Source organism: Bacteroidota bacterium (genome assembly GCA_018698135.1).
Lineage (GTDB): Bacteria > Bacteroidota > Bacteroidia > CAILMK01 > JAAYUY01 > JABINZ01.
The window spans coordinates 1-4,505 of record JABINZ010000201.1 but is presented as its reverse complement, the minus strand read 5'-3'; the positions used below and the strand labels follow the sequence as shown (position 1 = coordinate 4,505).

Below are 4,505 nucleotides of genomic sequence, written 5' to 3'. Positions count from 1 at the left end.
GGTTATGGATTTATCTTCTCAAGACAACTATTCACTTGTTCTTGGAATTTTAAACTGAATCCCAACAAATCATCTTTTACCATCATACCATTATTTAGCATAGTTATAGTAGTTGAGAGTAAGAGGGTACGTGGTGGATATCTATTACAACACTGTAGCTCCCAATCAATCCCATCAGACACTTCCCGAGATTTCCTGAATCTCTCAATCGGTGTTTTTTCAGAGTCAGTTAAAATCTGAATTATTTCGTTGTTCTTTGTTTCCAAGAAATGATTCTGCAATTCTGGAAACACTTTTTTAAAGTATTTCCAATCAGCTTCAGTAGGTTCATCATTCGGGTCTCGACTTGCATCAAATTTTGCTGTTTCTTCTAAATATCTGCGTAATGCGTTTTCAGATGGGTTATCTTTTTTATTTTTCATTGGGTTCGACTCCTTTCCGATTAAAATTGAAAGATATTAAAGTATTTCAAAATATATAGTTATTTACTCAATCCCAAAATGTTTGAAACTACTTCTGCTTCCCATATATCATCTTCATCTGTCGAAACTGATTTTTCTTTAACAATCTGAATCCATTTAGGATCTTTGAAAATAAGCTTGATATTATTTAATAATTCATTCCTAAATTTTTCAGGCCACAACTCTTTTGACATGTGAGTTGAACTAGCTGCTTTACCAGTTAGAAAATCAATAATATCAGCAAGTATCATTAGTTGTTGCAGTTTAAAGGCTCTGTTCGACATCAAATTTATATAGAGTCTGAAAACTTCAGGTCCATCTTCATAATCATTAATATCAATTGGTCCTCCAAGTACTAGGGCTTCGATGAGCTCTCCAGCTACAAGCAATAGTTCTGAGTCTATATTATTTTTACATAATTCAGTTTTTAAATTCCCAATACTGGCACATAAGAATGCATGATATGGAATCATGTTTCCGCTAATAAATCCTTTCCTTAGAATCCAATTTTTTATCTCTGGATTCTCTGTTGGTTCTAAATAAAATATAGTATGAATTCGTCCCCATCCAGATACTAATTTGGATAATTTCCATAGTTCTCTTTCTACATACTTGAACTTAGAACAAATTGCATATCCAACGTAAAGCGTAAAATCATCATACTTACCGAGGGTAAATAATTTTCTATTTAATTCTTGTTCGATATCTTCATCGTCATCTATAATTATTGCAAGCAGAGAAATACCTAGTTTTACTGAACTAGTTGAAGGGCTTTCAAATGCTAGCCATTTAGCAAAATCATATAAGTATAGATCCACTTTTATATCATGTTCCATTAAACTATCCATAATAAAAACGAAGATGGGGCCCAAAGTAATATTTTGTATATAATTGTATAGCTCAACCTTTGTGGAGATTGAATTTGTTTCTGATATATTTATCAACAAATCTACTAGCTTACTTACATTCTTATTATTACTATCCTCCTCTCCAAAGTGAAATACCATACCATCAGAAAACCCATGCTCTAACCGGGGGGTTCCTTCTTTATAAGTTTTTTCATCACATGGGAGGTGGTTCAATTGCAACCTTCCATCTTCATCAATATTAGATTTAACATGTTCAAAAATTGAAGGTAGGTTGCTCCAAGGTAGATCAATTTCGGGAATTTCATTTTGAGAAGCTTTATTTTCAATATTATTCATAGATATCTCCGATTAATTCTTCTTTATTGTGGATTTAACATAATCCATTTCTTCGCATTAGAGCTTCAGGATCAGGTTTACGACCTCTAAACTTTATATATAATTCCATCGGATGGGCGGTATTGCCTTTCGACAGAATATTGTCTCTGAAAGATTGAGCAACTTCTTTATTGAAAATGCCCTTTTCTTTGAATAACTCGAATGCGTCTGCATCAAGGACTTCTGCCCATCGGTAACTATAATAACCAGCAGCGTAGCCTCCTGAAAATATATGCGAGAATTTACATGACAAACTCGCTGATTCCGTTCTTGGGACCATGAGAGTATGACCAATAGAGTCACTTTCATACTGATATACATCATTAACGTTTTCGGGATTTGAAGCATACCATGCAAGATCAAGTAACTCCCATGTTAAGGCGTTTATGGATTTCTTTCCAGCAAAAAAAGTTTTAGACTTCAGCACCTTATCAACTAAATCTTGAGGTATCCTTCCACCTGTTTTATAATGGTAAGCATATAGATCCAATACTTCAGATTCTAAAACAAAGTTTTCCATTATTTGTGAGGGAAGTTCAACAAAATCCCAATATACATTTGTTCCTGATAAAGATGTATAAGTACATTGTGATAGCAACCGATGGAGGGCATGTCCAAATTCATGGAACAGGATCTCAACTCCTCTCAAATTCAACAAGGAAGGATGATTTTCTGTAGCTGGTGGTAAATTAGTGGCAATACAGACAACAGGTCTTTTCATCTCACCATCTATTAACCCTTGTGACTGTAATGTATTCATCCAACCACCTGCTTTTTTTGTTTCTCGAGGGAATAAATCAAGCCATAATTGTCCAAGATATCCACGGTTATTGTCAAAAACTACATAGGACCGAATATCTGAATGTGGCAATGGGACGTCGTAAACTCTTTCAATGGATATGTCATATAGCTTTGAACCAAGTTCAAACACCCCTTTAACAACATTCTCCATTTCAAAATATGGTTTTAATTCTTCAGATTTGAATCCAAAAGTATTGCTCTTGAGTTTATCAGTATAATATGGAGTATCCCATCCGTATAGATCTCGAAGACCATCAAATTCTTCAGAAAAATCCCTTAACATCTCCATATCCTCATCAGCCTTTGGTTTACTGATATTATAAAATTCATCAAGAAAACTTTTTACATTGTCAACGTTTTCTGCCATTCTATCCTGGAGTTTAAAATCAGCGTAGGTTTTATGTCCGAGTAGATTTGCCATCCTATGTGATAGTTTTGCTTTCTTTAGAATCAAATCTTGATTATCAAACTTATCATTGAATGATCTGCTTGTTAGTTTTTTAAATATTTTTTCTCTGAGTTGCCTATTTGAAGAGTAGGTTAAAATCGGCGCTGTAAAAGGCTGTTGAAGTAGAATCAGCCAGCCACCGCTCTTTCCCTTATCAATAGCGGTCTTTGCCATAAGCGTTTTTGATGTTTCAGGAATACCGATTAATTCTGATTCATCCGTAATATGTAACTCATAGGCATTTGTAGAGTCCAGTAGATTCTTTGAAAATAGATCCCCTAGTTGTGATAACTCCATTTTTATGGATTTCAGTTCTTCTTGTTTGTCATTACTAAGATTGGCTCCATTCTTGATGTACCACTCATATCTATCTTCAACCAATCTAATCTGTTCATCATTTAGGTCAAGGTTAATTCGATTATCATAAACTGCTGTTACTTTTTTTAAAAGAGTTTTGTTTGTCAGGATACTATGTCCGAATTCGGCTAGCTTTGGATTGATCTGATTTGCAATATCCTTTAATTCATGAGTTGACTCATTGCTAATTAAAAATCGAAAAATCTTTGTGATTCTGTCAAGTAAAGGACCTTTACATTCTAGAGCCAAAATAATGTTTTCAAAGGATGGATCCGCTGGATTTATTGATATGGAAGTTATCTCTTTTTTTGCCTTATCAATTGCATATTCAAATGCAGGATCAAAGTGTCCTGGTTGAATCAGGTCAAAAGGAACAGTATTGTACTTTAATTTAGGTGGATGGATAAGGGGATTCTTTTTGTCCATAATGATAGATGCCTTCAATAAATTTCTGTTAGGATATTGGAAATTTAATACAAAATGAATAAATCAGATATTCTAAAATTATTTCTCCTTTTCTTGTAAGGAAATTACATGGATTCGAAGGAGGGATCGTAGGAAAATTCTGTGACCTCCAAATCGGGCTAATATGGCCGGATTTCTGGAGATCTGACCTGGAAGCCGGGGATTAAAAATTTGGGAGGAATCGTAAGACCAATATTTTCAACACCCTATTTTCGATTAATAATTGCTAAAATTTTTAAAAATTGGTGATCATCCTAAACTCCGTATTATCATGGTGTTATCCGACATGTGGAAAATAGGAATTATCCGAAAAGTGTTTCATCATACCATGATCTGCTGAAAATAGAGCCAGGTGGGCTTGATCGGATTTGGGATATCTCTAAATCCAATTATTTTATAAGTATATTGTAATATCACTTGACTTTTCCTCGAAATATCTATACATTTAATAATAGAAGGTTTTAACAGACCTTTTCAAAAGCCAACCGAAAACTACTGCACAAAATGTAAATCCGAAAAACAGATGAAAAAGAAATTATTAAATTCTCCATTGACTTTATATAGAAAATATATAAATATTAAAACATGGGGATTGATCTAATCCCAATAAAGAAAACCTTCTGAAAACCTACAACTGAAAACTACTTAATACTGCTGCCGGGATGGTCCCGGTAGTCAGTATTGAGATTGAAGCAAATGAGAAAGCAAAATATAACTAAAAAGCCATCC

The 4,505-nt window shown here is 33.9% G+C and carries 3 protein-coding genes; all 3 read right to left on the bottom strand.

Features of this window, described 5'->3' with window-relative positions; all coding sequences use genetic code 11:
- Positions 1-2: 2 nt before the first annotated feature.
- The 3 genes from HOG71_13105 to HOG71_13095 are packed head-to-tail and all read right to left on the bottom strand — an operon-like array spanning position 3 to position 3,755.
- Positions 3-422 (bottom strand): hypothetical protein, encoded by a 420-nt coding sequence (locus tag HOG71_13105; protein MBT5991783.1) that lies wholly within the window; start codon positions 420-422, stop codon positions 3-5.
- Positions 423-481: 59 nt separating this feature from the next.
- Positions 482-1,666: a hypothetical protein gene (locus HOG71_13100; GenBank protein MBT5991782.1), complete on the bottom strand. Its 1,185-nt coding sequence runs from the start codon at positions 1,664-1,666 to the stop codon at positions 482-484.
- A gap of 34 nt (positions 1,667-1,700) precedes the next feature.
- On the bottom strand, positions 1,701-3,755 hold the full coding sequence (locus tag HOG71_13095; GenBank protein ID MBT5991781.1) for a M3 family metallopeptidase: 2,055 nt from the start codon (positions 3,753-3,755) through the stop codon (positions 1,701-1,703).
- Positions 3,756-4,505: the final 750 nt, after the last annotated feature.